Annotated in this window: 26 protein-coding genes; 12 read left to right on the forward strand and 14 right to left on the reverse strand. The window is 70.4% G+C overall.

Annotated elements, in window-relative coordinates:
* Positions 1-7: 7 nt before the first annotated feature.
* The 7 genes from rutB to O5O54_RS14325 all read right to left on the reverse strand — a co-directional run bounded on the left by rutB (position 8) and on the right by O5O54_RS14325 (position 7,202).
* Positions 8-760 carry a pyrimidine utilization protein B gene (gene rutB / locus O5O54_RS14295; protein WP_279482473.1) on the reverse strand — a complete coding sequence of 251 codons (753 nt, stop codon included), beginning with the start codon at positions 758-760 and terminating at the stop codon, positions 8-10.
* On the reverse strand, positions 757-1,848 hold the full coding sequence (gene rutA, locus O5O54_RS14300; RefSeq protein ID WP_279482474.1) for a pyrimidine utilization protein A: 1,092 nt from the start codon (positions 1,846-1,848) through the stop codon (positions 757-759). Before rutA ends, rutB begins: the two co-directional genes overlap by 4 nt.
* A gap of 397 nt (positions 1,849-2,245) precedes the next feature.
* Positions 2,246-2,890, reverse strand: a complete 645-nt coding sequence (locus O5O54_RS14305; RefSeq protein WP_279482475.1) for an aspartate/glutamate racemase family protein — start codon at positions 2,888-2,890, stop codon at positions 2,246-2,248.
* A gap of 8 nt (positions 2,891-2,898) precedes the next feature.
* Entirely contained in the window at positions 2,899-3,783 is an 885-nt protein-coding gene (locus O5O54_RS14310) for an ABC transporter permease (protein ID WP_279482476.1), read from the reverse strand.
* Positions 3,784-4,668 (reverse strand): ABC transporter permease, encoded by an 885-nt coding sequence (locus O5O54_RS14315; protein ID WP_279482477.1) that lies wholly within the window; start codon positions 4,666-4,668, stop codon positions 3,784-3,786.
* A gap of 210 nt (positions 4,669-4,878) precedes the next feature.
* Complete coding sequence (locus tag O5O54_RS14320) at positions 4,879-6,174, reverse strand: PotD/PotF family extracellular solute-binding protein (protein ID WP_279482478.1); 1,296 nt, start codon at positions 6,172-6,174, stop codon at positions 4,879-4,881.
* A gap of 38 nt (positions 6,175-6,212) precedes the next feature.
* Positions 6,213-7,202: an ABC transporter ATP-binding protein gene (locus O5O54_RS14325; RefSeq protein WP_279482479.1), complete on the reverse strand. Its 990-nt coding sequence runs from the start codon at positions 7,200-7,202 to the stop codon at positions 6,213-6,215.
* Between the two features lie 272 nt (positions 7,203-7,474).
* Between O5O54_RS14325 and O5O54_RS14330 the strand changes: the two genes are divergently transcribed.
* The 3 genes from O5O54_RS14330 to chvE all read left to right on the forward strand — a co-directional run bounded on the left by O5O54_RS14330 (position 7,475) and on the right by chvE (position 10,635).
* A complete protein-coding gene (locus O5O54_RS14330; protein WP_279482480.1) occupies positions 7,475-8,179 on the forward strand; it encodes a GntR family transcriptional regulator in 705 nt (234 codons plus the stop codon).
* A 113-nt stretch (positions 8,180-8,292) separates the two neighbouring features.
* Positions 8,293-9,357, forward strand: a complete 1,065-nt coding sequence (locus O5O54_RS14335; RefSeq protein WP_279482481.1) for a LacI family DNA-binding transcriptional regulator — start codon at positions 8,293-8,295, stop codon at positions 9,355-9,357.
* Positions 9,358-9,585: 228 nt separating this feature from the next.
* Positions 9,586-10,635: a multiple monosaccharide ABC transporter substrate-binding protein gene (gene chvE / locus O5O54_RS14340; protein WP_279482514.1), complete on the forward strand. Its 1,050-nt coding sequence runs from the start codon at positions 9,586-9,588 to the stop codon at positions 10,633-10,635.
* Positions 10,636-10,688: 53 nt separating this feature from the next.
* Here the strand turns inward: chvE and O5O54_RS14345 are convergent, their stop codons facing one another.
* The gene (locus tag O5O54_RS14345) at positions 10,689-11,087 is read right to left on the reverse strand and encodes an EAL domain-containing protein (RefSeq protein WP_279482482.1); all 399 of its coding nucleotides are present in this window, start codon (positions 11,085-11,087) and stop codon (positions 10,689-10,691) included.
* 19 nt (positions 11,088-11,106) lie between these two features.
* Here O5O54_RS14345 and O5O54_RS14350 point away from each other — a divergent pair, with 19 nt between their 5' ends.
* A complete protein-coding gene (locus O5O54_RS14350; RefSeq protein WP_279482483.1) occupies positions 11,107-11,385 on the forward strand; it encodes a hypothetical protein in 279 nt (92 codons plus the stop codon).
* Between the two features lie 85 nt (positions 11,386-11,470).
* Here the strand turns inward: O5O54_RS14350 and O5O54_RS14355 are convergent, their stop codons facing one another.
* Entirely contained in the window at positions 11,471-13,084 is a 1,614-nt protein-coding gene (locus O5O54_RS14355) for an FGGY-family carbohydrate kinase (RefSeq protein WP_279482484.1), read from the reverse strand.
* Between the two features lie 228 nt (positions 13,085-13,312).
* The gene (locus O5O54_RS14360; protein WP_279482485.1) at positions 13,313-15,235 is read right to left on the reverse strand and encodes a methyl-accepting chemotaxis protein; all 1,923 of its coding nucleotides are present in this window, start codon (positions 15,233-15,235) and stop codon (positions 13,313-13,315) included.
* Between the two features lie 375 nt (positions 15,236-15,610).
* On the opposite strand from O5O54_RS14360, the gene O5O54_RS14365 reads away from it, so the two are divergent.
* The 4 genes from O5O54_RS14365 to O5O54_RS14380 are packed head-to-tail and all read left to right on the forward strand — an operon-like array spanning position 15,611 to position 19,038.
* A complete protein-coding gene (locus O5O54_RS14365; RefSeq protein WP_279482486.1) occupies positions 15,611-16,684 on the forward strand; it encodes a glycosyltransferase family A protein in 1,074 nt (357 codons plus the stop codon).
* Positions 16,674-17,750 (forward strand): acyl-CoA dehydrogenase family protein, encoded by a 1,077-nt coding sequence (locus O5O54_RS14370; RefSeq protein WP_279482487.1) that lies wholly within the window; start codon positions 16,674-16,676, stop codon positions 17,748-17,750. The genes O5O54_RS14365 and O5O54_RS14370 overlap by 11 nt, the downstream gene beginning before the upstream one ends.
* Positions 17,747-18,463 (forward strand): PIG-L family deacetylase, encoded by a 717-nt coding sequence (locus O5O54_RS14375; RefSeq protein ID WP_279482488.1) that lies wholly within the window; start codon positions 17,747-17,749, stop codon positions 18,461-18,463. The genes O5O54_RS14370 and O5O54_RS14375 overlap by 4 nt, the downstream gene beginning before the upstream one ends.
* Positions 18,460-19,038, forward strand: coding sequence for a class I SAM-dependent methyltransferase (locus tag O5O54_RS14380; RefSeq protein ID WP_279482489.1), 579 nt, complete (start codon positions 18,460-18,462; stop codon positions 19,036-19,038). Before O5O54_RS14375 ends, O5O54_RS14380 begins: the two co-directional genes overlap by 4 nt.
* 9 nt (positions 19,039-19,047) lie before the next feature.
* On the opposite strand, the gene O5O54_RS14385 is transcribed toward O5O54_RS14380, so the two are convergent.
* From O5O54_RS14385 to O5O54_RS14400, 4 genes are all read right to left on the reverse strand, one after another.
* On the reverse strand, positions 19,048-20,238 hold the full coding sequence (locus O5O54_RS14385; protein ID WP_279482490.1) for an L-dopachrome tautomerase-related protein: 1,191 nt from the start codon (positions 20,236-20,238) through the stop codon (positions 19,048-19,050).
* Between the two features lie 20 nt (positions 20,239-20,258).
* Complete coding sequence (locus O5O54_RS14390; protein WP_279482491.1) at positions 20,259-21,242, reverse strand: SMP-30/gluconolactonase/LRE family protein; 984 nt, start codon at positions 21,240-21,242, stop codon at positions 20,259-20,261.
* Between the two features lie 82 nt (positions 21,243-21,324).
* Positions 21,325-21,852, reverse strand: a complete 528-nt coding sequence (locus tag O5O54_RS14395; protein WP_279482492.1) for a metallophosphoesterase family protein — start codon at positions 21,850-21,852, stop codon at positions 21,325-21,327.
* 61 nt (positions 21,853-21,913) lie between these two features.
* The gene (locus tag O5O54_RS14400; RefSeq protein WP_279482493.1) at positions 21,914-22,768 is read right to left on the reverse strand and encodes an amidohydrolase; all 855 of its coding nucleotides are present in this window, start codon (positions 22,766-22,768) and stop codon (positions 21,914-21,916) included.
* 177 nt (positions 22,769-22,945) lie between these two features.
* On the opposite strand from O5O54_RS14400, the gene O5O54_RS14405 reads away from it, so the two are divergent.
* The 4 genes from O5O54_RS14405 (at position 22,946) to O5O54_RS14420 (ending at position 25,131) form a co-directional block, all read left to right on the forward strand.
* Positions 22,946-23,239, forward strand: a complete 294-nt coding sequence (locus O5O54_RS14405) for a GNAT family N-acetyltransferase (RefSeq protein WP_279482494.1) — start codon at positions 22,946-22,948, stop codon at positions 23,237-23,239.
* Between the two features lie 38 nt (positions 23,240-23,277).
* A complete protein-coding gene (locus O5O54_RS14410) occupies positions 23,278-23,448 on the forward strand; it encodes a hypothetical protein (RefSeq protein WP_279482495.1) in 171 nt (56 codons plus the stop codon).
* Positions 23,449-23,552: 104 nt separating this feature from the next.
* Positions 23,553-24,440, forward strand: coding sequence for a dihydrodipicolinate synthase family protein (locus tag O5O54_RS14415; RefSeq protein WP_279482496.1), 888 nt, complete (start codon positions 23,553-23,555; stop codon positions 24,438-24,440).
* A gap of 4 nt (positions 24,441-24,444) precedes the next feature.
* A complete protein-coding gene (locus O5O54_RS14420; RefSeq protein WP_279482497.1) occupies positions 24,445-25,131 on the forward strand; it encodes a GntR family transcriptional regulator in 687 nt (228 codons plus the stop codon).
* Positions 25,132-25,137 lie beyond the last annotated feature (6 nt).

Here is a 25,137-nt window from a genome sequence, read left to right on the forward strand (position 1 = left end):
TCCGGGATCAGATCGAAGGGGAAGGGGGCAGGGGCGCGGCCTGGCTGACCGCGCCGCAGAAATCGGAGACCGTGGACACCCATCCGAAGAAGGTCTCGACGTTGTAGGCGGCCGCTTCCTGGATGAAGGCGGGGCCGAGCTGGTGGGTCGCGTCCTCCAGCATCACCGCGAAATATTCGAGGTGGAAGGCGTCGCGCAGCGTGCTCTCGACGCAGACATTGGTGGCGATGCCTACGAACACGAGGTTGCGGATGCCGCGCGCGCGCAAGGTGCTGTCGAGGGTGGAATTGAAGAAGCCGCTGTAGCGCGTCTTGGGCACGAGGAGGTCGCCCGGGCGCGGCTGGAGGCCATCGACGATCGCGTAGTCCCAGGTGCCCTTGGCGAGCAGCGTGCCGGCAAGTTCCGGCCGGCGGCGCATGGTCTTCAGGGCGTTGGACTTGTGCCAGTTGGGCGAGCCGGGGCCGCCGGCCTCCTGGTAGTCCCTGTCCCAGCCGTTCTGGAGATAGACGACGAGAATGCCGGCAGCCCGCGCCGCCGCCAGCGCCTTGCCGATGGCACCGATCGTGCCCGCCGCGCCGGAAATGTCGAAGCCGGCGAGATCAACATAGCCGCCGGGAGTCGCATAGGCGTTCTGCATGTCGACCACGACGACGGCGGTCTCGTGGGGCTTGAGAGACAGCGGCTCGGGACGTGCGGGCAGGGTGACGCTCTGACGCGTCTCCGGCCGGGGGACGTGACCGGCAGAGGACAGGGCGCTCATTCGGCAGCCTCCAGCTGTGCCGTGACGTGGCGGCGCGATGCCATCAGCGGCTGGATGCGGGTGCCGAAGGCCTCGACGCCAGCCACGAAGTCGTCGAAGGTGAGGAGGACGCCACCGGTGCCGGGTACGCCCGCCACCTCGTCGAGAAGCCGCGCCACCGTCTCATAGGAGCCGACGAGCGTTCCCATGTTGATGTTCACGGCCGAGACCGGATCGGCCATCTGCCGGACGTTGGTGTCGGCGCCGGACTTGGTGTCGGCCGCGCCCTGGACGCCCAGCCAGGCGATGGCCTCCCCGTCGGCGCCGGCCTTGTAGTGCTCCCACTTGGCGCGGGCCGCCTCGTCGGTCTCGTCGGCGATGATCATGAAGAGGACGAAGGTCGAGACGTCCCGCCCGGTCTGCGCGGTCGCCGCCTTGAGCCGCTCCGTGTTGCCGGCAAAGGCCTTGGGCGTATTGACGCCGATGCCGAAGCAGAAGTTGTAGTCGGCGTAGCTCGCCGAGAAGGCCATGCCGGCATTGGACGAACCGGCGCAGATGATCTTCACCGGCGCCTGCGGGCGAGGCGAAAGGCGGCAGTCATCCATCTGGAAGAACTCGCCCTTGAGGTCGGACCGGCCGGTCTCCCAGAGCTCGCGCAGGATCGTGGCGTATTCGGCGAGGTAGTCGTAGCGCCGGGCGAAGTACTCGTCGCCGGGCCAGAGCCCCATCTGCGAATATTCCGGGCGCTGCCAGCCGGTGACGAGGTTGAGCCCGAAGCGCCCGTCCGAGATCGAATCGATCGTCGAGGCCATCCGGGCGACGATCGCCGGCGGCATCACCAGCGTCGCGGCCGTGGCGAAGAGCTTGATGCGCGTCGTGACGGCGGCCAGGCCCGCCATCAGCGTGAAGCTTTCCAGATTGTGGTCCCAGAACTCGGTCTTGCCGCCGAAGCCGCGCAGCTTGATCATCGACAGCGCGAAGTCGAAGCCGTGGCGCTCGGCGCTCTGCACCACCGCCTTGTTGAGCGCGAAGCTCGGCTTGTACTGGGGCGCGTTCTCCGAGATCAGCCAGCCGTTGTTCCCGATCGGAATGAAGACACCGATTTCCATCCGTCCTCCTGCTCCTTGGCCGCGGCGTGGTCGCCGCATGCGAAGGTCAGCAATTCGCGTGCCAAGAAGACTTCTCCGTTTTCATTCAATGACTTGGAAGGAGGGTCGGCATCGAATCATTTTGCGACGACCCAAAAACTGACCAAATGGACAAAAATGACTTCGGGATTGCCGGAAATCGCGTCAACGGGTGACCAAGTCGTGAGCATACGACGCTCATGACCTGCAGCGGGCAAATCGCGTCCAGCGGCCGGCCGCCTGGCATCTCGAACTGATACAGCGCCTCAACCGCCTGTTTTCATTGATCGGTCCGGGCGACATGCAGCCGACGGCAGCGGTTCGGCGGATGCGCCGCCGCGAGCCGGCGGCTGCGGGTTTGCGCGCCGGGGCGGGCGGCTCAGCGGCCCCGTGCTTCCAGCGCCTTCACCGCGCAGACGACACCGTCGAGGACGGGCAGTCCGAAGCGCGCGGAAAACGTTTCGGCAAGATCCGCCATGCCGGCGCAGCCGAGCACGATCGCGTCCGGCCGGTCCTCGCCGAGCGCTGCCGCGATCTCGGCCGCCACCGTCTCGCGCGCGGCGCTGCCGGGCTCCTCCAGCGCCAGCACCGGCACTTCGGAGGCGCGCACCCGGCGGCAGGCGGCCTCCAGCCCATAGGCCCGGACGTTCTCCTCGATCACGGGCACGGAGACGGAGAGCGTCGTCACCACGCTGAAGGCCCGCCCCCCGGCGCCCGCCGCCCGCATCGCAGCCTCGCCGATGCCGAGCACGGGCTTGTCCGTCAACGCGCGGGCGCGCTCCAGGCCCGTGTCGTCGAAGCAGGCGATCACGAAGGCGTCCGCTTCCCCTTCCCGCTCGCCGATCAGCGCGAGGAGGCCGGGCTCGGCCGCGTCGCCGTCCGCCGGCCCCTGGATGGAGGGCGGGCCGGCCCGGTTGGTGGCCGACAGGATGACCGTGCCCGGCCCCGCCGCGGCCTTTGCCGCCGCCGCGATCTTGTCGGTCATCGAGGCGGTGGCGTTGGGATTGATGAAGAGGATGCGCATGAGGTCTTTCAGAGCGTCCCCTTGCCCGCGTCCGACGCCCCGCGCATCCGGCGCGCGCGCAGGAACAGGCCGGTGCCGAGCGTCAGGGCGATGACGAGGAACGATACGGCCGTCGTCAGGGTGCCGAGCGCATAGATCGCGGGGTTGGTGACCGTGGTGGTGAGGCCCTGGAGTTCGAGCGGCAGCGTGTTCGGCCCGCCGATCGCCTGGGAGGTGCGGGCGATCTCGTCCCACGACAGCGTGAAGCCGAACAGCGCGACGCCGACGAGATAGGGCGCGATGATCGGCAGCACGACGTGGGCAAAGGTCTGCCAGGGCGTCGCGCCGAGATCGCGTGCGGCCTCTTCGTAGGCCGGGTCGAAGCGGTTGAAGACCGCGAACATGACGAGCATGCCGAAGGGGAGCGTCCAGGTGAGATGCGCGCCAAGCGCCGAGGTGAAGAGACCCATGGCCGACTGGTAGCCGTCGCCGCCGAGCCCGTAGGCCTTCACGAAGTCGTCGAAGATGCGGAATTCGAGCGCGATGCCGAGCGAGACCGCGATGGACGGCAGGATCAGGCTCGCGATCGCCGTGTAGAAGAGCAGCGTCGAGCCGCGGAAGCGGCGCCGGAAGGCAAGCCCCGCCAGCACCGAGATCACGACGGTCAGCACCGTCACCACCAGCCCCAGCCGGAACGAGCGACCGAAGGCCGCCCAGACATCCACGACGCCGAGCCCCTGCCAGAGCACGCCGAACCAGTGCGTCGAGACGCCGTTCATCGGAAAGGTCAGCCCGCCCTGCGGCCCCTGGAACGACAGGACCAGGACGGTCAGCGTCGGCCCGTAGAGGAACAGGACGAAGAGGGCGAAGAAGATCGCCAGGGGCACGAAGGCGCGGGAGCGTTTTTCCGGCACTCAGAGCTCCTTGCGGATGTCGACGACGCGCAGGAGCGCGAAGACGATGAGGAGGACGGTGGCCAGCAGCACCACGGCGTTGGCGGCGGCGATCGGGAACTGGAGGTAGCTGATCTCCGTCTGGATCGTCTTGCCGACGGAGGCGATCTGCTGCCCGCCCATCAGGCCGACCGTGACGAAGTCGCCCATCACGATCGTCAGCACGAAGATCGAGCCGATGGCGATGCCGGTCTTCGACAGGGGCACGATCACGTTCCAGAGGATCTGCCAGCCGGAGGCGCCCGCGTCCCGAGCCGCCTCGATCAGCGAGCGGTCGATGCGCAGCATCGAGTTGTAGATCGGCACGACCATGAAGAAGGTGAAGAGGTGCACGAAGGTCAGCGTCACCGAGAAGGAGGAGTAGAGCAGCCAGTCGATCGGCTGGTCGATCGCGCCGATCCCCATCAGGGTCCGGTTCACGAGGCCCTCGCGCCCGAGCAGCGGGATCCACGAGATCATGCGGATCACGTTGGAGGTCCAGAAGGGGATCGTGCAGACCAGGAACAGCATCGACTGCACCGTCTTCGACCGGACCTCGAAGGCGAGGAAATAGGCGATCGTGAACCCGATCCCGAGCGTCAGCACCCAGACCCGGAGCGCGAAGCCGAGCGTCGAGAGATAGGTGCGGAAGGTCGTGCAGAGCGTCGGCAGGCGCGCGATGCAGCGGTCGAAGACGTCCGCGTAGTTCTGCAAGGTGAAGGCCGGCTGGATCTGGTAGTTGTCGTAGGTCCAGAAGCTCACCATCACGATGAAGGCGAGCGGCACCACCAGAAACAACAGGAACACCAGCGCCAGCGGCGCCGCCTGGAGATAGGGCGCGAGCCCCGTGCGATCGGTCGCGGCCATGCGGCCTCCGTGGGTGGGAACATCGTGGCGTGGGTTGGTGGCGGGGCTGCCGCCCCCGGTCCCCTGTCTTGTTTTGGGACCCTTTCCGAAGCGCAGGAGAGCCTGCGGCCCTCCTGCGCTTCGGACACATCTCAACAGGCGAGGGGTCCAGGGGAATTCAATTCCCCTGGCGGGGTGCAGGGGCAGCGCCCCTGCGAGAGCCGCCGCGCCTCAGGCCGCGACGAACTCGTTCCACTTGCGGATCATGTAGGCGTCCTCGTCCATGACGGCGTTCCAGCAGGCGACGGCGCCCATGCGCTCGGCGAAGGAGCCGCCGTCGCGGGTGTCGCCGGCCTTGGCGATGACCTGGCCCTGCGGGGAGAGGATGTCCTTCTCGGCGGGCTTGCCCTCCATCCAGTAGGCCCACTCGTAGGGCTCCATGGAGGCCTGGGCGGTGGGGAGGACGGCGGAATAGTAGCCCTGGCGGTTGAGGAAGGCGCCGGCCCAGCCGGACAGGAACCAGTTGACGAACTCGTAGGCCGCGTCGAGCTTCGGGCCGTCGAGCGTGGCGGGCAGGGCGAAGCCGGAGGCCCAGGCGCGATAGCCCTCTTTGAGCGGCTGGAAGCGGCAGTCGATGCCCTTGGCGCGCACGGCGGTGACGGCGGGCGACCACATGGACTGGATCACGGTCTCGCCCGACGCCATCAGGTTGACGCTCTCGTTGAAGTCCGACCAGAGGGCGCGGAACTGGCCGGCCTGCTTGGCCTCGATCAGGGCGTCGATCGTCAGGTCGATCTCGTCGCGGGTCATGTTGCCCTTGTCGGGATACTTGTACTTGCCGGACGCCTCGATCGCCATGGCGGCGTCCATGATGCCGATCGAGGGGATGTTGAGGATGGACGCCTTGCCCTTGAACTCGGGGTTCAGGAGTTCGGCCCAGCTCTCGATCGGGCGCTTGATGAGGTCGGGGCGGATGCCGAGCGTGTCGGCATTGTAGGTGGTGGGGATCAACGAGATCCATTCGGTGGGCGTCGCCGAGAAGGCCTTGGACTTGTTGGCCTCGAGATAGAGCACCTTCCAGGGCGCGGTGCCCTGGTCGCCGATCTTCCGGCCGTCGATCTCGCCCTTGGTGAAGACGGTGGTGATGTTGTCGAATTCCTTGATGCGCTTGGCGTCCATGCCCATCAGGTTGCCGGTCGGCACGAACTTCTTGAGGGAGAAGTACTCGGTGTCGACGATGTCGAACGTGTTGGGCTGGGTGATGATGCGCTTGGTCACCTCGTCGGTGGTGACGGGCACGTATTCGATCGTGATGCCGAGATCCTCCTTCACCTTGGCGGCGATCTCGGTGGACTGGTTCACCGCCGTGCCGAGATAGCGCAGCGTCTTGGCCTCCTGCGCGCGCGCGCCGGAGACGAAGGGAAATCCGGTGACCTTGGTGGTCACCGCGGCGCCGGCGGCGAAGGCGGCGCCGGTCTTCAGGAAGGCGCGGCGGTCGAATCCGGACGTCTTGGTCGTGTCGCTCATGATTCTGTCTCCTGGGGTGAAGGGCGGGGCTGGAAGGGTCAGGCGGCCTGGAGGGCGAACTCGTCGCCGCGCGACCAGTGGACGGCACGCGTTTCCCCGAGCTCGGCGGGTGTCGCGTTGAAGAGTTCCTCGGGGATCACGGCGGTGATCTCGCCGGCCTCCCCGGCATGGACGACGACGGTGACAGTGGCTCCGCCGTATTCGACGCCCCGCACCTCGCCGCTCAGGGAGCGGGCGTCGGTGTCGCCGCTCCCGATGCGCACGCGGTCGGCGCGGACCGAGACGGGGCGGCCGTCGAGGGTCAGGACGTTGTGGCCGCCCATGAAGCGAGCGACGAAGCCGGTGGCGGGGCGATGGAAGACGTCCTGCGGAGAGCCCGCCTGCTCGATCCGCCCGTCCCGCATGATGACCACGAGGTCGGCGAGCGCCATGGCCTCGTCCTGGCCGTGCGTGACATGGAGGAAGGAGATGCCGAGTTCGCGCTGGAGGCGCTTCAGCTCCGTGCGCACGCGAAGGCGCAGGAACGGGTCGAGGGCCGAAAGCGGCTCGTCCAGAAGCAGGATGCCGGGATCGGTGACGAGGGCGCGGGCTAGCGCCACGCGCTGCTGTTGGCCGCCCGAAAGCTGGGCGGGCATGCGCGTCTCGAAGCGGGCGAGATCGACCAGCTCCATCACGACGCGCGCCTTGCGATAGCGCTCGTCCCTGGCGGCGCCCTTCATCTTGAGGGAGAAGGCGACGTTGTCGAGGACGGTGAGATGCGGGAACAGGGCGTAGGACTGAAACATCATCGCCGTGCCGCGCCGGGCGGGGGGCAGGTCGGTCACGTTCTGGGCGCCGAGGATGATGTCGCCACCCGACACGCTCTCGTGGCCGGCGATCATGCGCATGGTGGACGACTTGCCGCAGCCCGAAGGCCCGAGAAAGCAGCAATAGGTGCCGGCGGGAACACGCAGGTCGATCGCGTCGACGGCCGTCGTCGCGCCGTAGCGCTTGGTCAGCTTGACGAGTTCGAGGTCTCCAGGGGCCATGCGTCGGTCTCCGCTTCACTCGGATGAGGGAAAGCAGGAAGCGTGCCACACGGCTGGATCGGCCCGCCGCCATGCCCGATCGGCATCTCGCGCGGCATGGTAGGATGGCTGCGGGAAGCGATTGCCCACGAACCGGGCGCCGCGAACAAGGCGAATGCCTAAATCGTATACAATCATTGTATCCGATTGCCGTTTGCCGCCCCGCCGGGGAATGGCACGGTTCGTGCAAGAAGCGACGCGCGGCCACCGGCCGCCTGTCGGGGAGACGACGCGTGCCTTCCAAGCCCATTTCCCGCCGGGAGGCCGCCGCCTCCTGGCAGCCGATCTACGACGGCGTCCTGAATGCGATCGCGCGTCACCGGCTGGGCCCCGGGGCCAAGCTCGTGGAGGAGGAGATCGCCGAGATCTACGGCGTCAGCCGCACGGTGGTGCGGGCCGCCCTCCAGGGGCTGGCGCGCGACGGCGTGGTGATCCTCCAGCGCAACAAGGGCGCCCGCGTCGCCCATCCCAGGCCGGACGAGGCGCGCGAGATCTTCGAGGCGCGGGCCGTGGTGGAGCCCCCGCTCGCCGCGCTTGCCGCCACGCGCATGGGGCCGGGTGACGCGGAGGGTCTGCGCGCCTCGATCGAGGCCGAGCACGGCGCGCTCCATGCCGACAACCCGCGGGAGGCCGTGTTCCATTCCGCCGAGTTCCACCGCCACATCGCGCGGCTCTCCGGGCAGAGCGTGCTCGCTGCGATCGTCGACGGTCTCCTGTCGCGCTCCTCCCTGGTGATTGCCCTCTACTGGCGCCAGCCGACGACGCTGTGCGACAATGCCGCCCATCTCGCGCTTCTGGACGCCTTGGCGCGCGGTGCGCCGTCGGAGGCCTCCGACCTCATGCGGCGGCATATCGAGGCGCTGCTCGCCGAACTCGACCTCACGTCCGGTCCGCTCCCCTCCTCCGACCTCGCCAGCGCCCTGCGGACCGGCGGCTGAAGGCGCGAGAGCGCCGCACCGGCCCCGTTTGACAGCCGCGCGCGGATGGCGGATCGGACATCTTCGAGCCGCCGAGCCGCGGGCCGGCGACGAGACCATCGGCGAAGGGAAGCATGAAGGACCACAGCGCGACCGCCGCCCCGACGCTTCTGGACGTCGCCCGTCATGCCGATGTCAGCCTCGCCACGGCCGACCGCGTCGTGAACCGGCGGCCGGGCGTGCGGCCGGCGACGATCGAGCGGGTGGAAGCGGCGGTGCGCGAACTGGGGTTCGAGCGCCATGCCGGTGCGGCCGCCCTCGCCCGCCGGTCCGGATTTCGCGTCACGGCGATCCTGCCGCGGCTGACCAATCCCTTCGTCGCCCGGCTGGCCGCCGAGCTCGGCACGGCCTGCCGCGTCGAAGGCCGGCGCCGGCTGAGCCTGACGCTGGACGAGATGGGCCATGCCTCCCCCGCCCTTCTCGCGAGCGCCCTGGAACGGGCGGCGGAGGCGGGGGATGCCGTGATCGCGATGGGCCTCGACGACCCGGCCGTGGCCGCCGCCATCGACGCGGCGGCCGAAAAGGGCGTGCATGTCGTGACCCTCGTGTCGGACGTGCCGGGCTCGGCGCGGCACCGCTATGTCGGGATCGACAATCGGGCCGCCGGACGCGTCGCGGCCAACCTCGTCGGGCGCTTCGCCGCCGATCCCGCGGGCCGGGTCCTCGTGGTGCTGGGCTCGCTCGGCCTGCGCGACCACCGCGACCGGCTGGAGGGCTTCCGGGCCGCGCTCGCCGAAGGCTTTCCCGGAATGGCGGTCGCCGGCGTGGTGGAAGGCGAGGACGACGTCGATCGCACGCGCAGCGCGGTCGCGCGTGCCCTGGCGGGCCAGCCGCCGCCTTGCGCGGTCTACAGCGCCGGAGCGGGAACGTCGGGCCTTGCGGCCGCTCTGGCCGAGGCCGGCATCGCGCGGGTCGTGATCGGGCACGAGCTGACCGGGGAAACCCGGCCGCTTCTGGAGGAAGGCGTCCTCGACGCCCTGATCGTGCAGGATCCGGGCCACGAGGCGCGGTCGGCCGTTCGCATCCTGATGGCGGCCCTCACCGGCACCTCCCTCAACGAGAACCAGGAGCGGATTCGCATCGAGGTTCTCTTCAAAGACAACCTGCCCGCAGCCGAGTTGCCAGCTTCGGGTTCTTGAGGTACGCAAGTCATCAAGGTCGAGGTCCGCGTCCGGACGCCTGTCCGAGAACGGTCCGCAGGGGGCTTTTCAGGCTTGCCGGGGCTGCGGGTGGGCACTGGCCGGATGCGCACGGGGGATCGGGAGACCCGCCGCGGCCGGGCCTGGACCATGGGACATCATGCCGAGGGAGGGCGGGTCGCGGGACCCGGCATCGGCACGGGAGAGAACCACATGAATCGCAGAACCATGCTTCTGGCGGCGACGCTTCTCGGCTTCGGGCTGGCGACGCCGGCCGCCTTCGCGCAGGAGAAGGGCACCGTCGGCGTGCTGATGCCGACCAAGTCCTCGCAGCGCTGGATCCAGGACGGCGACAACATCGTCAAGCAGTTGCAGGAGCGCGGCTACAAGACCGATCTGCAGTATGCCGAGGACGACATCCCGACGCAGATCAGCCAGCTCGAGAACATGGTTGCCGCCGGCGTCCAGTCGCTGGTGATCGCCTCCATCGACGGCACCACGCTGACCGACGTGCTCCAGCAGGCGCACGACAAGGGCATCAAGGTCATCGCCTACGACCGCCTGATCCGCAACTCGCCCAATGTCGACTACTACACGACCTTCGACAACTTCCAGGTCGGCGTCCTCCAGGCGACCTCGATCGCCGACAAGCTCGACCTGGAGAACGCGTCCGGCCCCTTCGCCATCGAACTCTTCGGCGGATCGCCGGACGACAACAACGCCTTCTTCTTCTACAACGGCGCCATGAGCGTGCTGCAGCCCTATATCGACCAGGGCAAGCTCGTCGTGACCTCGGGCGAGATGGGCATGGACAAGATCGGGACGCTCCGCTGGGACCCTGCCACGGCCCAGTCCCGCATGGAGAACCTCCTCTCGTCCTACTATGGCGACAAGACGATCGACGCGATCCTCTCGCCGAACGACAGCCTCGCCATCGGCATCATCTCGGCGCTCACCGCCAACGGCTACGGCGGCAGCGGCAAACCGATGCCGGTGATCTCGGGCCAGGACGCGGACCTGCCTTCCGTCAAGGCGATCCTGGCGGGCGAGCAGTATTCCACCGTGTTCAAGGACACGCGCGACCTCGCCAAGGTGACCGTCGACATGATCGACGCGATCGGCCAGGGCAAGGAGCCGGAGGTCAACGACACCAAGACCTACGAGAACGGCGTGAAGGTCGTTCCCGCCAACCTCCTGAAGCCGGTCCTCGTCACCAAGGACGACATCCAGAAGGTGATCGTCGACAGCGGCTACTACACGGCCGCCCAACTGAAATAGGCCGCTCCGGTCCGGACATGCGAGGCCCGCCGCGCTCGCAGGAACGTGGCGGGTCAGGCGTTCTGGAGGATGAACTCGCGCGCGGCGGCCTTGCTCATCGGCGCGGCGAACAGGGACCCTGGCGCCTGCGTGCAGCCGTTGGCTGTGATGGAGTCGGGCTGGGCCGGCGTCTCGACGCCCTCGCCCGTCGTGGTCATGCCGATCGAGGAGGAAAGGTCCCCGACCGACTTGATGATCACCACGCTCTTGGCGTCGCCCCCGATGGCCTGGATGAGGCTGCGGTCGATCTGAATCTTGTCGAAGCGGCGGTTCCGCAGCGAGCTCATGGACGAGTAGCCGGTGCCGAAATCGTCGATCGAGACCCGGACGCCGAGTTCCTGGACGGTCCGGAGGAAGGCGACCGGCTCGGGCTTCAGCGTTGGGAGCGAGCTTTCCGTGATCTCCGGTGCCACTCGGGCGGGCCGCAGGCCGGTGGCTGTCGAGGTGGAGAACCGCTTCACCCCGTCGATTCCCGAGTTCCGCTACAACTCGCCGGGCGGGAGCACCCGCGACACGCTCTACGGTTACACGGTCGGCGCCGGCGTGAAGCACAAGCTGACCCAGTCGGTCAGCCTGCGGGCCGAGGGCCTTTCCCACTACGACCCCGAGAACACCACGGTCTTCGCGACCGACCCCGCGTCGTTCCCCGGCCAGCGGATCTCCTACGGCTTCGACAACGACGGCTTCATCGGCCGCGTCTTCCAGTCCTGAAGGCTCGTCGCCCGCTATCCTGCGGGATCGAAACGCGCCCGGCGGCCCTTCGGCTCGGCGGGCGTCGTCGTTTGCGAAGGCGCCGTCAGCCTTCCGCCATGGCCGCGCGAGCCGCCCGTTCGGCGGCCTGGAGGGCGCGGTAGGCCTCGAACTTGGCGGCGTGGAAGCGGGCCGCCTCGCCGCCGGCAGGCGCCGTCGCCTCGCCCGTGCGGCACATCAGCGTCGCGGCCGAGGCGAGGTCGGCTTGCCGGCCCGACGCCACCGCCCCCAGCATCGCGCTGCCGAGCAGCACCGGTTCCGTCGTTTCCGGCAGAACCACGGTGGTCCCCGTCGCGTCCGCCAGGATGCGGCGCAGGAGCGCCGATCGCGACGCGCCGCCCGACACCACGATCCGCTCCAGCCCGACCCCCTTGCGGCGCATCGCCTCCACGATGTCGCGCGTGCCGTAGCAGAGGCCGCACAGCGCGGCGACGAAGAGGCGCACGACCGCGTCCTCGTCGCTCGAAAGCGTCAGGCCGCTGATCGTCCCCGTGGCATGCGGGTCGGCATGGGGCGAGCGGTTGCCGAGATGGTCGGGCACGACGTGGAGACGCACGGCAAGGCGCGCGGCCGCCGCAACCGATCCCGCCAGCGCCACCGCCCGCGCCTCCAGATGGTCGAGGACGCCATGCCCCGCGCGCTCGGCATCCTCCCGCGCGCCCGCAAAGCCCGGATGCGAGCCGACAAGGTGGTCGAGGGCCGCGCCGTAGCCGGACTGGCCGCCCTCCAGAAGCCAGGCGCCCGGCAGCATGGCGCCGAAATAGGGTCCCCAGACCCCGTCCACGAAGGTCGCTTGCGCACTCACCGCCATGGCGCAGGCGGAGGTGCCCATGATCAGCGCAAGGTCGCGCCCGACGCCCGACACCGTGCCGACGCCTCCCGCATGGGCGTCGATCAGCGCGGCGCCGACGGGCGTCCCCGCGATCAGCCCGAGATCGGCGGCCGCCTCGGCGGTCAGACCGTTGCCCACCGGACGGCCGATGTCCAGCACCTCTCGGCCGATGCGCGCGAAGCCCTCGTCGGCGAGTTGCCCGAGGCCGATCGCGCGGAAATAGTCCTCGTCCCAGCGCCGCTCGTGCGCGAGATAGGTCCACTTGCAGGTGATGGTGCAGACCGAGCGCGCGGCCGAGCCCGTGGCGCGCCACGTGAGATAGTCGGCGAGATCGAAGAAGTGCTCGGCCGCTTCGAACGTGTCCGGCTTGTTCTCCTTGAGCCAAAGCAGTTTCGGCGTCTCCATCTCGGGCGAGATGCGTCCGCCGACGTAAGCGAGGACCGAGTGGCCCGTGGCGTTGATGCGCTCGGCCTGCCCGATCGCGCGGTGGTCCATCCACACCACGATGTCGCGCTGCGGATCATCGGACGGACCGACGGCGAGCGCCCGCCCGCCGGGTCCGACCGCGACCAGCGAACAGGTCGCGTCGAAGCCGATGCCCCGCACACGGGCCGGATCGCCGCCGGCCGCCCCCAGCGCCTCGCGCACGCTCTCGCAGACCGCGCGCCAGATGTCGGCCGAGGACTGCTCGACGATCTCGCCGGGCTCGCGCCACATGCGGATCGGACGTTTGGCGGTGGCGACGAGGCGGCCCTCCCCGTCGAAGAAGCCAGCCCGCGCGCTGCCCGTGCCGACGTCGATGCCGAGAAAGAGATCGTTGGCGCTCATCGGGTTCTCTCGCCCCAGGCGAGCGACGCCGCTCGGCGGATCCCAGGACCGCTAGGCCGCCACGGGGTGCGCGGCCCGAGGACCGCGTCCGCCGGCGGGCTGGAGACCCGCGCCGACGAGTGAGCGATACAGCCGACGGCGGCGGCCGCGTCGGGACGAGTTTCCAGCTTCCGGTCTTCCATCGGCGCAGAGTGACGCATCGGGCGCCGACTGGCCAGCCTTTACCGGTCAGAACTCCTCCCAGCTGTCGGCCGAGGGGGCCGGAGCCGCCCCGCCCCGGCCGAGCGTGCGCATCTGCACCGCAGCGCCGGGCGCCGCCGCTTTCGCGGCGATGCGGACGGAGCGCGTCGCGGCGGGCACGGCCGAGCCGGCCGAACGGGTCCGGAACCGACCGACCAGCTGGCCGAGATTCTCGGTCTCGGCCGAGAGCGACTGCGCGGCGGCCGTCGTCTCCTCCACCATGGCCGCGTTCTGCTGGGTCACCTTGTCCATGCCGTCGGCCGCGGTCGACACTTCCTTCAGGCTGATCGCCTGCTCGCGCGCCGACTGCGCCATCTGGGAAATCACCTGGGCGACCCCGCCGACCTGGTCGACGATCTGCTCCAAGCTCCGGCCCGAGGCCGATACGAGGTCGACGCCGTCAGAAACCTGCGTCGAGGAAGTCGCGATCAGATCCTTGATCTCCTTGGCCGCTTCCGCCGAGCGCTGGGCGAGCCCGCGCACTTCCTGGGCGACCACCGCGAAGCCCCGGCCCGCCTCGCCGGCGCGCGCGGCCTCGACGCCGGCATTCAGCGCGAGGAGGTTGGTCTGGAAGGCGATCTCGTCGATGACGCCGATGATGTTGCCGATGCGCTGCGAGGAGCGCTCGATCTCGGCCATCGCGGCCATGGCCTGCGACACGACCTGACCGCCCTTCTCGGCCTCCCTCTGGGCCTGCGAGGCGGCGGCACGCGCGCTGTCGGCGCTTCTGGCCGTCTCGCCGACGCCGCGCGCCACCTCGCCGAGCGCCGCTACGGTCTCTTCGAGGCTCGCCGCCTGCTGCTCGGTGCGCTGCGACAGGTCGCCCGCCGCCACCGTGATCTCGGACAGCCCCGACCGCATGGAGGCGACCGCTCCGACCACCGAGCCGATCGTGCTCTCGAGCTGGCCGACGCTGGCGTTGAAGAGTTCGCAGACCTCGACATAGTCGGCGTTGGCCTCGGGATCGATCCGCGCGGTGAGGTCGCCGGCGGACAGGCGCTCGAAGCTCGGCCGGACCGCCGCGACGAAGGCGTCGCGGGCTGCCGCCGCGGCGCGCTGCTCGGCCGCGAGCCGCGCTTTCTCGGCCGCCTGCCGTTCGCTCGCCGTCATGCCCTCTAGGCGCTCCTTCTCGATGGCCGCCTGCCGGAAGCTCTCCAGCGCGCCGGCCATGTCGCCGAGTTCGTCCCGCTGCCCCATGGCCGGAACGGCCACCGCGTTGTCGCCCCCCGCCAGCCGCTTCATCGCGGCGGTCATGGCGAGCATCGGCCGGGCGACGCTGCGCGACAGGAGCCAGCCCATCGAGCCGGCGACGAGGAAGGCGACGCATGCGCCCAGACCGAGCGTCCAGTAGGCGGAGGCGAAGGAGTTCTCGGTGTCCGCGCGCCGCTTCGTCAGCAGCGCCTCTTCCGCCCCCGTGATCTCGCCGATGATCGACTTGACCGCGCTGGCATAGGTGCTGGCGGTGCCGGCGACGGTGATCGCGGCGGCCTGGTCGCGCGTGGCCGGGTTCGCCGCGAGACGACGCTGCGGGTCGGCGACCTTCGCGACATAGTCCGCACCGGCGGTCTTGAGCCGGGCGACGCGCTCCTGCTGCTGCGGGTTGTCCGAGGTCAGCGCCGCGATCTCGCTCGCGGCGCTCTCGAACAGCGATCGCCCGTTCTCGTAGTCCTTCAGGTAGCTGTCCTGCCCGGCGATGATGTAGCCCCGCATGCCGGCCACCTGCTCGAGAATGCCCTGCCGGGCCTTCTGCGCCTCGGCGAGCACCTTTGTGGTGTGCTGGTCCCAGCCGGCCGCGGTCTGGATGTCGGAAATGTTGTTCAGCACAACGCCCGTCATGACGGTGACCGCCGCCAGGATGGGCGCGAAGGCGATGGCGAGCTTGCGATTGACCCGGATATTCTTGAACGACATGGCGCGATTCACCAGGGAAGCCGAAGACACGCTCGGAAGAGCAGGGATGGCGAATCGTGAGACGGAATTCTCGGTAAATCGTAAACGATATAAACGCACCGACGTATTCTCCAGCGGGTGTGACGAGAGGGGCCATCGTTCCCTCGAACCTTCCGCAACGAGCATCGGCAACGACGACCCGGGACAGGAAAACCCGGCGCATCGACCCGCAGGGTTTCGTCCTCGGCTCTTAGCCGCCAAGCGAAACATCGGGGCCACCGGTCGCCTGCTCCTCTGTCCGCTGGCGGCCTCGGTCCCACCTCCCCACGGAGGATCTGCGGAATCATCCGCAGCCGGTGGAGGGCGTGCGGTTTGCTGTTGGCAGGAGCTTCCCCGGTGCAGCCCGACCATCCCGTCGTGGCGGTTCCCGTGCGAAACGAGGAGCGCCGCATCGCGAACCTCCTGCGCGCACTGGCCGCGCAGTCCTGGTGTCGGACGACCGGACGCCGCCTTCCCGTGGTCCTCGTCCTCAACAACTGCACGGACCGAACGCACGACGTCGTCGCCCAGGCCCTGAGCGATCTCGCGTTCCTGCGCGTCGATCTCCTCGACATCCACCTGCCGGCCGCGCAGGCCCATGTCGGCACGGCGCGGCGCATGGCGATGGACCGGGCCGCGGCCCTGTGCCCGCCGGGCCGGGGCGTCGTCCTGACGACGGACGCCGACGCGGTGCCCGATCCCGACTGGATCGAGGCCACCTTGCGGGCGGTCGCGCGGGGGGCCGACCTCGTCGGCGGCAAGCTCTACGGCAATCGGGCGGAGGAGGAGCGCCTCGGCGCCGCCTTCAGCGCGCGGGCCGCGAGCGCCGCGACCTATGCCGGGCACTGCGACCGCCTCGCGGCGCTGATCGACCCGCTCGACCACGATCCCTGGCCGCGTCACGCCGATCACACGGGCGGCAGCCTTGCCATCCGCGCCGATCTCTATCGCGCCCTCGGCGGTCTGCCGCCCCTGCCCCGGCGCGAGGACCTCGCGCTCGTTTCCGCCGCGCGGGCGGCCGGGGCGCTCGTCGCCCATCCGCCGGACGTGCGCGTCGAGGTCTCGGCCCGCCTGATCGGCCGGGCGCAGGGCGGCATGGCCGACTGCCTCAAGGCCTGGATGCGGGCGGAGACGGAAGGGCTTCCCCTCTTGGTCGAGGCGCCGTCCCGCGTCGAGGCGCGCCTGAAGCGGCGGCGGGCCGTCCGCGACCTCCATCGCCTGCCGCCGCCCGCGCGCGGCCGGGCGATGCGCGCGCTGGGGATCGACCCCAGCCTGTTTCCCGCCGGATCCGAGCTGCCCTCGCCGGGCTGGCTGGTGGAGCGCTTTGCCCCGGACGAGCCCGACGCCGAGGCCGACACGCCCGTCGGCGAGGCGATCGCCGGCATGCTCGAGCGGATCGCGCGGCAGGAAGGAGCGATGCGTGCGGCTTGAACGCTTCACCCCGCTCCACGAGGTGCTTGGTGCGCAAAGCGCCGAGCGCGATCGCGACGGCGGCTTCCCGTATGCCGCCTTCGCCGCGCTGCACGGCCATGGTCTCCTGGCCGAGCCGCCGCTCGGCGACGGCGAGATCGGCTCCCTCCTGCGCTGCCTCGCGCAGATCGGGCGCGGCGACCTGCCGGTCGGCCGGATCTTCGAGGGCCATGTCAACGCGCTTCTCCTGATGCGCCGCCACGGGACGCCTGATCAAGTCCGGCGGTTCGACGCCCTGGCGCGGGACGGCCAGGTCTTCGGCATCTGGAACACGGACAAGCCCGGCGATCCGCTGCGGCTTGAGGGCGGGCGCCTCCAGGGCGCCAAGAATTTCGCGTCCGGCGTCGACGGCCTGTCGCACGCGATCGTCACCGTGCCGGAGCCGGAAGGCCGCCGCATGATCGTCGTCCCGCTCGCCGGTCTCCCCGTGGACCGGTCCTGGTGGCGGCCCATGGGCATGCGCGCCTCGGGCAGCCACGTGGTGGACTTCACCGGCCTCCCCGTGACGCCGGACATGGTCCTCGGGCTCCCCGACGCCTATCTCGAAGCACCCTGGTTCTTTGCAGGCGCCATCCGCTTCGTCGCCGTCCATGTCGGCGGCATGCACGCGGTCTTCGAAGCCGCGGTCGACCATCTCAAGGCGTCCGGCCGGATCGGCGACCCCTACCAATCGCACCGTGCCGCGCGCATGGGCACGGCGGTGGAGGGCGGCTACGGCTGGCTCGACCGGGCGGCCCGCGAATGGGCGGCGGTGGCCGCCGGCCGCGCCCCATCCGCCTCGCTGGTCGCCACGGTGAACGCCGCGCGCGGCGCGGTGGAGGCGGCGGCGCTCCATGTGCTGGAGGAAGCCGAGCGCGGCGTCGGCGCCGCCGGCCTGATCGCGCCCCATCCGCTGGAGCGCCTCCTGCGCGACCTCCGAACCTATCTGCGCCAGCCCAATCCCGACGGGGCGCTCGCCGGTCTCGGCGCCGCCATCGCGTCCGGCGACTGGGAGCCCGGCCGCCACGGCGACGGGAGCCGCCTGTGACTGAGACGCTCCTCGATCCCGGAGCGATCGATGCCCGCCGCGTGCTGGTGGTCGCCCCTCACCCCGACGACGAGGCGCTGGGCTGCGGCGGCCTTCTCTGGCATCTCGCGCGCCTCGGCCGCGCCGTCCATGTCGCCTTCGTCACCGACGGCGGCGCCTCGCACCCGAACTCCCCGACCTGGCCGCGGCCGCGCCTGGCCGCCGCGCGCGAGGCCGAGGCGGCGGAAGCCCTCGCCCGGCTCGGCCTCGGGCAGGCCGGGCGCAGCTTCCTACGCCTTCGCGACGCCGACATGCCGGTGGAGGGCACGCCCGACCACGACGCAGCCCTCCAGGCCGCGACCGCCGTCGTCCGCGCGTTCCGGCCCGACCTCCTGCTCCTGCCCTGGCGCCGCGATCCCCACCGCGACCACCGCGACAGTTGGCGCCTGTTCACGCAGGCGGCCGAAAGGGCCGGGTTGCGGCCCGGCACTCTCGAATACGCGATCTGGCTGGACGAGATCGGGGCGCCGGGCGATCATCCGGCGCCCGGCGAAATGGAGCGGGTTGATATCGCCATCGGCCCGGCGCTGGAGGCCAAGCGCTTCGCCGTCACGGCCCACCGGACGCAGACCGGGGGCGTGATCCCGGACGATCCGACCGCCTTCCGCCTGACGGAGGCGACGATCGAGCGCCTCGCCGGCCCGGTCGAGACCTTCTGGCGGCCGCTCCCGTGAAACCGATCGACCTCGCCGGCTTCGAGGCGAAGTTCCAGGCCTCGGGCGACCCGTGGAACTACCGGACCTCCGCCTTCGAGGCGGCCAAGCGGCGCGTGCTCCTGCGCGCCTGCGGCCCGGTGCGTCTCGGGCGCGGCCTGGAGCTCGCCTGCGCGATCGGCGAAACCTCGCGGGCGCTCGCCTCGCGCTGCCTGACGCTCACGGCGACCGACGGCGCGCCGACCGCGCTCGACACCGCCCGCCGCCTGACGCCACCCGCCCTGCGCATCGACTACCGGCACGCCGTCCTGCCTCAGGGCGTGCCGCGCGGCCCCTTCGACCTCGTCGTCGTCTCGGAGATCGCCTACTATCTGTCGGCCCGCGACCTCGACCGCCTCGCCCGCCGCCTCGCCCGGACGCTGGCGCCCGGCGGGCGGATCGTGGTGCTGCACCATGTCGTGCCCTTCGACGACACAGCGCAGGCCCCCGCCCGCGCGCAGGAAAGGCTCTGCCGCGCGCTTGCGGGGTCGATGCCGAGGGTCGTCCACCGGCACCACGGACGCTATGCCGTCTCGGCCTTCCGGCGGCCGCGCTGAGCGCCGCCGTCAGGCCGGCCCGGCGTCGATGCGGATGCGCAGGATGGCGTAGGGCGGCTTCTGGAGGTCCGTGCCACCGTTGTATTCGGGCCGGCGGTTGACCTGCGCGGCCGAGACGTAGAGCCACTGGTCCTGCGTGATCACGATCGTGTCGGCCCAGATCAGGCGCGGGTCGGAAGCAAGCACCTCCACCGTGCCGTCGGGCAGGCGCCGCCCGACGGCGTTCTGCTCCTGCAGCGTCAGGTAGACGCGATCCTCGGCGTCCGCGCCCAGGCCCCCGGTCATGCCCTTCTCGCCGAGATCCTCGACCCCAGCCGCGACGTCGGCATCCGACAGGGCGGGGTCGAGGAGGCTCTCCGCATCCACGCCGTAGAGGCGCCGTCCCATCAGCGGCGCATAGTAGAGGCGGCGCCCGTCCGGCCCGAGCGCGATGCCGTTCGCCCCGCCCTGGACGGGCGCTGGCTTGCCGCCCCCGCTCGTGCGCAGCACCGGCCGATGCTCCACGAACTTCTGGATGCCCTTCTGCGAGCGGGTGCTCGCATGAGAGCCGAGCCGGCGCACCACGCGGCCCGTGGCGAGGTCGACGGCCAGGATCGCCCCCTGCCCGTCCTGACCCTGGTCGGTGACGAAGGCATGGGCGCGACCGTCGGCGATGTCGACGCGCAGGTCGTTGAGCGAGGAGGTCGGCTCGACGCCGGGATCGAGCGGCACGACGCGCAGCACCTCGTTCGTCTCGACATCCATCTGCACGAGCTTGGTCGCGCCCGGCGTTGGCGGGCCGGATCCCGTCGGGAGCCCGGCGTCGAGCAGCCAGAGCCGGCCGTCGCGGTCGAAGACGCCGTTCGGCACGTGGAACAGCGTCGCCTGCGGCCGTTCGGGATCGGGCGTGTTGGCGGCGGCGTCGGGATAGGGCGCGACGGAGCCGTCCGGCGCCACCTCGCCGAGGGTGAAGGGTTCCTTCCCCGTGAAGCGGGGCATCATCACGAAGACGCGCCCGCCCGGCGAGATGGCAAGGCCCGTGGGCGTCGAGGGCGCGTCTGCGAGGATCGCAAGCTCCATCTCGCCGGCTTCGCGCGCGGCCTCGGCCTTCCCGCCCGCGGCGGGCGCGGGCGAGCCTTCCGCGAGCGCCCGGCCGGCGAAGGGAAGGACGGCGGCGCCCGCGAGGGCGGAGGCGAGGAAGCGGCGGCGGGCGATGGTCATGGGCGTTCCTTCGTCGGGCCTCAAAGGCGCAAGCCCTCGGCCTTGAGCTCGATGGCGTGAATGGACGTGCCGGAGGCGACGAAAAGGCGGCGCCGGTCCGGCCCTCCGAACGCGACGTTGGCGGCGGGACCCGGCGTCGCGATGCGCCCGATCAAGGTGCCGTCGGGATCATAGACACGCACGCCATCCTCGCAGGCGGCATAGAGGCGACCAGTGGAATCGACGCAGAGGCCGTCCGGCACGCCGCTCTCCATCGCCGCGAAGGTCCGGCCCTCGCCGGGTCGTCCGTCGGCCTGGATCGGAAAGGCGACGATCCGGCGCGGCCCTTCCGGGTTGAGCGCGGCGCCCGCGTCGGCGACGTAGAGCGTCCGACCGTCCGGCGAGAAGGCGATCCCATTGGGCTGGTCGAGCGTGTCGACCATGGCCTCCACGGGACCGGCCGGATCGATCCGGTAGACCCGCCGCGCCGCCTGCTCCGGCTCGGCCATGAGGCCCTCGTCCGGCTGGCGGATGCCGAAGACCGGGTCGGTGAACCAGATCGCGCCGTCGGGCGCCAGCGCGGCGTCGTTGGGAGAGTTGAGCGGCTTGTCGTCGAACCGGTCGGCGAGGATGGTGAGGCTGCCGTCGGCCTCCTGGCGCACCACGCGCCGGGTGCGGTGCTCGCAGGTGACGAGGCGCCCTTCGGCGTCGAGCACGTTGCCGTTGCTGTTGTCGGACGGGTCGCGCAGCGCCTCGACCGTGCCGTCCTCCCTGAGGAGGTCGAGCCGGTTGCGCCGGACATCGCTGAAGACGAGGCCGCCGAGGTCGGGCGCCCAGCACGGGCCTTCGCACCAGCGTCCGCCGGAATAAAGCTCCTGAAGCGCCGCGCCCGGCTCCACCACGGCGTCGAACCGGGGATCCAGAGCCTCGACGCCGGGCCTTGCCGGCGCGCCGCGCGTCGTCGCCGCCAGCGCCAGCGCCGCCAGTCCGATCTTCAGGACGGCCCGTCGTCCACCATCGTGCATCCGCCACCTCGCCGCCTTGTCGGTTGGGGCAACGACGGGCGGGGCGAAACGATCCCGAGGGCCGACCGAGGCCGGATTCCCTTCAGCGGCTCGTGCTTTCCCGCTTCTTCCCAGAGCTGCGCCGGCGCGAGGCCAGGATCTCGGGGAGGCTCACCGGCCGGTAGGGAAAGACATCGACGCCGACGTCGAACTGGCGGGGCAGCGGCTTCAGCCGCGCGTGGGAATGGCCGTGAAGGTTGATCGCGCCCTTGCCCATCCCGTTCCAGGTCCGGAACGCATAGTGGCACAGGACCAGCCGCGTGCCGTCGACGTCGAGTTCCGCATAGGCCTGGACGCTGCGCCAGTGCGAATTCTCGAGAGTCGCCGCATCGTCGTTGTTGCCGGCGATCAGGTGCTTGGTCCCGTTCAGCCGCGACAGGAGCCCGTCCTTGAAGGCAGGCGTGCCGCGCGCCACGTCGCCGAGATGCCAGACCTCGTCCTCCGCGCCGACCGCCGCGTTCCAGGCGGCGACCAGGGCCTCGTCGTGCTCGGCGAGATCGGCGAAGGGTCGCCGGTCGAGCCGCAGGACGCGCGGATCGTTGAAATGCGTGTCGCCGGTGAAGAAGATCATCGCCCGCGCTCACTCCTCGCTCGCAGGGAACGGGAGATAGGGCGGCACCCGGCGGGTTCGCTCACCCTTCCAGGCGGTAGAAGCGCGCGGCGTTGCCGCCGAAGATCGCGTCCATCTCGGCCGGCCCGAAACGGCGTCCCAGAAGGGCGCGGGCGGCGTTGGCGACCTCGCCGTATCCGGCGGCGAGCGTGGCGACCGGCCAGTCGGAGCCGAACAGGAGCCGGCCAGGGCCGAAGCACTCGGCCACGTGGTCGACATAGGGGGCGAGGTCCTCCAGCGCCCACTCGGCCGTCGCCTCCGTGACCATGCCCGACACCTTGCAGGACACGTTCGGAAAGGCCGCGACCGCCGCGATGTCGTCCCGCCAGGGGTCGAGGCCGCCCGCGGCGATGGGCGGCTTGGACAGGTGGTCCACCACGGCGCGCAGCCCCGGGACGGCCTCCAGCGCCTTTGCGACATGCGGCAGGTGGCGGGGGAAGGTCAGGATGTCGAAGGCAAGGCCCGCTTCGGCCACCCGCTTCAGATTGTCGAGGACGCGCGGGCGCAAGATGAAGGCGTCGTCGGCGAGATCCTGAAGCATCGGGCGCAGGCCCACGAACTTCGGCTGCGCGCGGTAGTGGTCGAGGCGCTCGGCGAAGCCGTCCGCGTCCATGTCGAGCCAGCCGACGACGCCCGCCACGAAGGGCGTGCGCGCAGCGATGTCGAGGAGGAAGTCCGTCTCGGCCTGCGTGTCGGCGGCTTGGACGAGGATCGTCCGGTCGATGCCGGCGCGGCGCAGGAGGGGTTCGAGGTCCGCCGGCATGAAGTCGCGCAGGAGCGGCGCCACGCTTTCGTCCATCCAGCCGTAGTCGCCGCGCGCCACCTGCCAGAAGTGCTGGTGGCTGTCGATGGTGGCGGTCCGGGTGGCGGAGGTCATGGCGGCGGCGCTCCCTTTGGCGAGACGGATGACCTCATACAGCGCCGGCCTCGCCGTGGCGATCACCGAAGAATGCCTTCGAGGATCGGAGACCGCCGCCGCGAGCGGTAAACAGGCGAACCGCCCGTACGGCGGCGGTCGGGGCGGTCCGGGTCGCCGCCACCAGGAAGTTCCTCGATGCAGGCTGACCGTTTCCGGCGAGCGACAGGGGAAGACCTCGCGACCCTCCACCGCTGGCGGGAGACGCCCGCCGTCCGACGCTGGTGGATCGATGCGGACGGGCGGCCGAGCGAGCCGATCAGCCTCGACGATCTGGCCGCCCCGGACGTCGCGATGTGGATCGTGTCCCTTGGCGACCGTCCCTTCGCCTTCATGCAGGACTACGATCCGCATGCCGTCGCGGGGCATCACGTCGCGCATCTGCCCCCGGCTCACGCGGGATCGACCAGTTCATCGGCGAAGCCGACCTGATCGGCCGAGGCCATGGCTCCGGCTTCATCCGTGCTTGAGTGGACGCGCTTCTGGCGGCCGGTGTCCCGGCCGTCGGCACCGATCCGCATCCGGACAATGCGCGGGCGATCCGAGCCTACGAGAAGGCGGGATTTCGTGGCCGTAAGGTCGAGATGATGGCGTGGGGCCGCTGCGTCCTGATGGAGCGCCATGCGGACGCGCCTGCCTGAGCGGACGCGGCGGACATCTCCACCGGGCCAAGCTGACATGCCGCAGATGAACGATTGACAGGTTACTGACATGTTAGATAGAGGTCACGGAAGGAGGACCTTCCATGCACCCCAATCCGTTCGGCCTGTCGGCTGCCCTGACGACCCCTTTCGACGCCGTGGGCCGCTGCGCGACCGACGTGGCGATCGCCCATGCCAGGCGCTGCCTGCGGGACGGTTGCAGCAGCGTCACCCTGTTCGGCACGACGGGCGAGGGCTCGTCGATTTCGGCACCCGAGCGCACCGCCATCCTGGATGCGTTCGAGGCCGGCGGCATCCGGGGCGACCAGCTCGTCGCCTGCGTGATGGCGAACGCAGCGGGCGACGCGGTGGCGCAGTCCGCCGAGATCCTGGCGCGCGGGGCGCGGGGCGTCCTCCTGGCGCCGCCCTCCTACTTCAAGAACGTCTCCGAGGCGGGCGTGCTGGCCTGGTTCCGCGAGGTGATCGGCGGGCTCGGAGCCGAGGCACGCGGCATCATCCTCTACAACATCCCCTCCGTCACCGCCGTGGAGCTGCCCGTCTCGCTGATCTCGGCGCTGCGGGCGGAGTTCGGTCCGGCGATCGTCGGGGTGAAGGATTCCTCGGGCAACTGGTCCTATACCGAGCGGCTCCTCGCCGGGCACCGCGACATCGCGATCCTCATCGGCGACGAGCGGAGCCTGGCCGCCGGCGTCCGGCTCGGCGCGCAAGGGGCGATCTCGGGTATGGCCAACGTCCTGCCCCAGCGACTTTCGGCCCTGATCCGGGACGGGCGCGACAACCCCACCATCAGCGAGCTGGTCGAAGTGGTGCTGAAATATCCGGTCACGCCGGCCGTCAAGGCGCTGGTCGCCCACCGCAGCGGCGACGAGGGCTGGACGCGCGTGCGCGCGCCCCTCGTTTCGACGCCTGCCGAGGGGCGCGCGCGTCTCGGGCCGATGATCGACCGCTTCTTCGCGGCCGCGGCGGCCTGACGCCATGGAGGAGGTCGCGGACGAGGGCATCAGGGCGAAGGGGGGCGACGCGCTCAAGCTGCGCGAGCTCGCCTACGAGAGCATCATCGAGAAGCTGATCTCGCGCGACTTCGCCCCCGGCGAATTCGTCACCCAGCGCCAGCTCGTCCAGCGCACCGGCCTGCCGCTCGGGGCGATCCGCGAGATCATCCCGCGCCTGGAGTCCGAGGGTCTCCTGCGCACCGTGCCCCAGCGCGGCATCCAGATCGCCCATGTCGACCTCAACCTCATCCGCGAGGCGTTCCAGTTCCGCCTCTTTCTGGAAAAGGAGGCGGTCGCGACCTTCACCCGTTCGGCGCCGGACCATGTGGTGGCGGCGCTGCGGCGAGAGCACGAGGACATGCTGGCGCTCGCCCTGTCGCGCTCGCTGACGCCCGAGGAGGAGCAGGCGGCGCAGGCGATCGACTGGCGCCTGCACGACACGTTCATCGACGCGCTCGGCAATTCCATCATCTCCATGGCCTACCGCGTCAACTCGGTGAAGCTGCGGCTCATCCACCACGAGCGCTACCGGATCGACGGGCGCGTGGTGCCGGTGATGAACGAGCATCTCGCCGTCATCGAGGCCATCGAGAGCCGCGACCCCGCCCGCGCGGCGCAGGCCGTCGGCGCCCATATCGACAATGCCAGGAGGCTGGCGCTCACCATCTGACACCGG

The organism is Aureimonas sp. SK2 (genome assembly GCF_029813115.1).
Lineage (GTDB): Bacteria > Pseudomonadota > Alphaproteobacteria > Rhizobiales > Rhizobiaceae > Aureimonas.

Coding starts and splice junctions, on each gene's coding strand:
- O5O54_RS14355 (WP_279482484.1), bottom strand. CDS start 13,084: ATGAGCGCCAACGATCTCTTTCTCGGCATCGACGTCGGCACGGGCAGC.
- rutA (WP_279482474.1), bottom strand. CDS start 1,848: ATGGAAATCGGTGTCTTCATTCCGATCGGGAACAACGGCTGGCTGATC.
- O5O54_RS14415 (WP_279482496.1), top strand. CDS start 23,553: ATGCACCCCAATCCGTTCGGCCTGTCGGCTGCCCTGACGACCCCTTTC.
- O5O54_RS14385 (WP_279482490.1), bottom strand. CDS start 20,238: ATGACCATCGCCCGCCGCCGCTTCCTCGCCTCCGCCCTCGCGGGCGCC.
- O5O54_RS14325 (WP_279482479.1), bottom strand. CDS start 7,202: ATGGCCCCTGGAGACCTCGAACTCGTCAAGCTGACCAAGCGCTACGGC.
- O5O54_RS14315 (WP_279482477.1), bottom strand. CDS start 4,668: ATGGCCGCGACCGATCGCACGGGGCTCGCGCCCTATCTCCAGGCGGCG.
- O5O54_RS14395 (WP_279482492.1), bottom strand. CDS start 21,852: ATGATCTTCTTCACCGGCGACACGCATTTCAACGATCCGCGCGTCCTG.
- O5O54_RS14305 (WP_279482475.1), bottom strand. CDS start 2,890: ATGCGCATCCTCTTCATCAATCCCAACGCCACCGCCTCGATGACCGAC.
- rutB (WP_279482473.1), bottom strand. CDS start 760: ATGAGCGCCCTGTCCTCTGCCGGTCACGTCCCCCGGCCGGAGACGCGT.
- O5O54_RS14335 (WP_279482481.1), top strand. CDS start 8,293: ATGAAGGACCACAGCGCGACCGCCGCCCCGACGCTTCTGGACGTCGCC.
- O5O54_RS14400 (WP_279482493.1), bottom strand. CDS start 22,768: ATGACCTCCGCCACCCGGACCGCCACCATCGACAGCCACCAGCACTTC.
- O5O54_RS14420 (WP_279482497.1), top strand. CDS start 24,445: ATGGAGGAGGTCGCGGACGAGGGCATCAGGGCGAAGGGGGGCGACGCG.
- O5O54_RS14390 (WP_279482491.1), bottom strand. CDS start 21,242: ATGCACGATGGTGGACGACGGGCCGTCCTGAAGATCGGACTGGCGGCG.
- O5O54_RS14320 (WP_279482478.1), bottom strand. CDS start 6,174: ATGAGCGACACGACCAAGACGTCCGGATTCGACCGCCGCGCCTTCCTG.
- chvE (WP_279482514.1), top strand. CDS start 9,586: ATGCTTCTGGCGGCGACGCTTCTCGGCTTCGGGCTGGCGACGCCGGCC.
- O5O54_RS14405 (WP_279482494.1), top strand. CDS start 22,946: ATGCAGGCTGACCGTTTCCGGCGAGCGACAGGGGAAGACCTCGCGACC.
- O5O54_RS14360 (WP_279482485.1), bottom strand. CDS start 15,235: ATGTCGTTCAAGAATATCCGGGTCAATCGCAAGCTCGCCATCGCCTTC.